This window comes from Candidatus Obscuribacterales bacterium, from assembly GCA_036703605.1.
Classification (GTDB): domain Bacteria; phylum Cyanobacteriota; class Cyanobacteriia; order RECH01; family RECH01; genus RECH01.
The window spans coordinates 1-2,518 of the sequence record DATNRH010001214.1; the positions used below are offsets into that span (position 1 = coordinate 1).

A 2,518-nucleotide genomic window follows, 5' to 3' on the forward strand; every position below is an offset into this window, starting at 1 on the left:
ATGCGTGTGTTAAAAACTAGATTGTCGGAGCCAAGCTTGGATCGCCCTTTGAGTTTACGTCTATGCTGTTTTTCCCATTCATCAAACTCTTCAGACCAGCGTTGGTTTTCAGTAGTTGATCGGGTATCAACTCTAGAGTAAAGAATACCAAGTAGCTCCACTTCACAACTGGCTTTACAGCGTTTCAGGGTTTCGACCCGCTCCATAACTTTGCTAAGTCCCCAATGGGAATAGGCATCAAGCAAGGTTGGCACGATGTAATAGTTGCTGAGAGCAAGGCCGTTTAGAGTTACTAAGCCCAGACTGGGTGGACAGTCAATGATGATATGGGTATAAGCTCGTTCCTTCGATTCTCGTAGTTTGTTGAGGGCGTTAAAGAGAATATCAGTTGCACTCAGATAATATCGCTGATATTTAACCAATTCGTCTTGAATATCAAATAGTTCTAGACCAGACGGAATCAAGTCTACATTGAGGCCTGTAACAGGGGTTTCATAACGAATGTCCGTGAGGTCAAAGGATTCTTCGCTATCGTCTCGGTTGAGTTCGTGCTTGAAGAGGTTAACAATCGTTTTGTTAGGATCATAAGCCTCTGGCTTTAGCAGGGTTAATGATGCATTGCTTTGGGGATCTAGATCGATGAGCAGCACTCGTGTAGGCTTTTGGGTGTTGCCTTGCTTCATCTGAAAAGATTTGGCAAGAGTGGCTGCTACGTTGACTGCGGCTGTCGTTTTGCCAACTCCTCCCTTGAGGTTGATGAAGCTGATGACCCTGGCGTTACCGAGTTTCATACTTTACTCTACACTAAACACTTTCATCACCTCGTCCCCTAGGTGGTTGATCACCTTCACCGCAATGCGGCCTGACTTGGGTTTGTCGAAGGGGCGTGAGGTGTCACTATATAAGGATTCCCAAACTTCCTCATCGATCTCAGCTTTCAGCGTCGTTTTTAGAGATTTGTAGGGATCACTGGCTCCCAGGAAGTAGGCGTGGCGGACGAAGAAGCTTTCTTCGTTATAGTTAGTATCAATGAACCAACAGGCGATCGCCTCCGAACTACTCGATCGCACTTCGCCAGACTGGGGATGGAAGACATCAATGCCGTGGATCTTAACTTGGACTTGGCCGTTGCCTACCTCGTCAATATCAATGTCGGGTTCTCCAAAGATGACGAAGAGGTTGCCAGCTCCAGTATTTTTGAGGGTGTCGGCCATGTGGAGGTCGGCATTCATGCGGGCCTTGAGGACTGGAATGCGGCCTAGTTTGGTGAATTCGGCGGAGTGGGCGTCGTAGTTGAAGGCGCAGGCAATCAGCACGTCAAAGCCAGCGTCTCCAGCTTCGCGGGTGGCGGCTACTAGGTCAGCCCGAGAAACTGTGCCAAACTCTGGGCCGATGAAGATTCCAGCTCGCTTCTCAACGTCGTTCTCCCCTTCCACATAACGACCCTCAGCACAGATGTATTCGCCTGGCCAGCCGGTGATGGTGGTGAAGTTGATCTTGTCTTCTTTGTGGGCCTGCTGCACTCCAGCAAATTTCAGGTTCTCAAGGATAACATCAGCAAACTCCGGTTCTTCACTGCTGCGATCGCCCAGCGTATCTCGTGACGTCTCGTGTTGGGTGAGGTTGGGGTCTACCAATTCGTCGTTTTCATCCACGATCAAAACGCGATGGGGCGATAGGCTTTCGACGGTGAACGGCCCAGCCACCCGAACGGTGTTTTTGTCTTCGTAGGGTTTGTCGTAGAGGAACTCTTGGTCGGCTTTGGCGGCGATGGAGGCGTCAATTTCCTTCTGGCGGGCGATCCGGGCTGTCCAGAACTGGGCGAGGGGGTCTTGGGTGGCGGTGGGCCAGTCGGCAGGGGCAACCCGGGGCACTTCCCATTCCAAGAGGGCGTTGGCGGGGGCTTCTTCTCCAGAGGGTAGCTTGACGGTGCCGGTGGCGGTGAAGTCTAGCTTTTTGCCATCTCGGCCGCCGGTGGTGATGGTGTAGGGTTTGGGGTGCCCCAAGAGAGCGGCGTTGAGGTCGGCCAGGGCGGCTTCAACCTGGGGTTGCCACTGGTCGTAGATGGTGTCGATTTCGGGATTAAGAGCAAATGACTTCAGCATTGTGCGAGGGAAGCGTTGATATACAAATCCCCGGCGAATATTCCGGTAAGTAGTTGTTTGATAGAAAGGAGTACGTGTAACTTCAGCTTCTTTTTGCTGTCCGTCTGAGGAGTCTGTCAGCAAATAGTAGGGGTAACGAGCACCCATGATCCGACTACGAGCAAGAGCCAATGCAACACGGGAAGTGTCGATGGTGATCCAGCGGCGGCCCCATTGCTCTGCAACATAGGCAGTAGTGCCACTGCCACAGGTGGGGTCTAACACTAAATCTCCTGGATCAGTTGATAGTAAAATACATCTTGCTATAATCGAATTACTTGTCTGAACGACATATATTTTAGGATCTTTATGACTTTGAACACTTCCCGCCAATTCTGGCCACTCATTAGTAATTGGCATAACTGGAAAATCTT

Annotated in this window: 2 protein-coding genes; both read right to left on the reverse strand. The window is 50.6% G+C overall.

The annotated features are described in order from the left end of the window. A partial coding sequence (locus tag V6D20_25080) for an AAA family ATPase (protein ID HEY9819056.1) occupies positions 1 to 791 on the reverse strand: 791 nt, incomplete at its 3' end. Between the two features lie 3 nt (positions 792 to 794). Beyond that, positions 795 to 2,504: a DNA methyltransferase gene (locus V6D20_25085; protein ID HEY9819057.1), complete on the reverse strand. Its 1,710-nt coding sequence runs from the start codon at positions 2,502 to 2,504 to the stop codon at positions 795 to 797. Positions 2,505 to 2,518: the final 14 nt, after the last annotated feature.

Excerpts from the sequence above, each read along its gene's own strand:
- V6D20_25085 (HEY9819057.1), bottom strand. The coding sequence starts at position 2,504 with ATGCCAATTACTAATGAGTGGCCAGAATTGGCGGGAAGTGTTCAAAGT.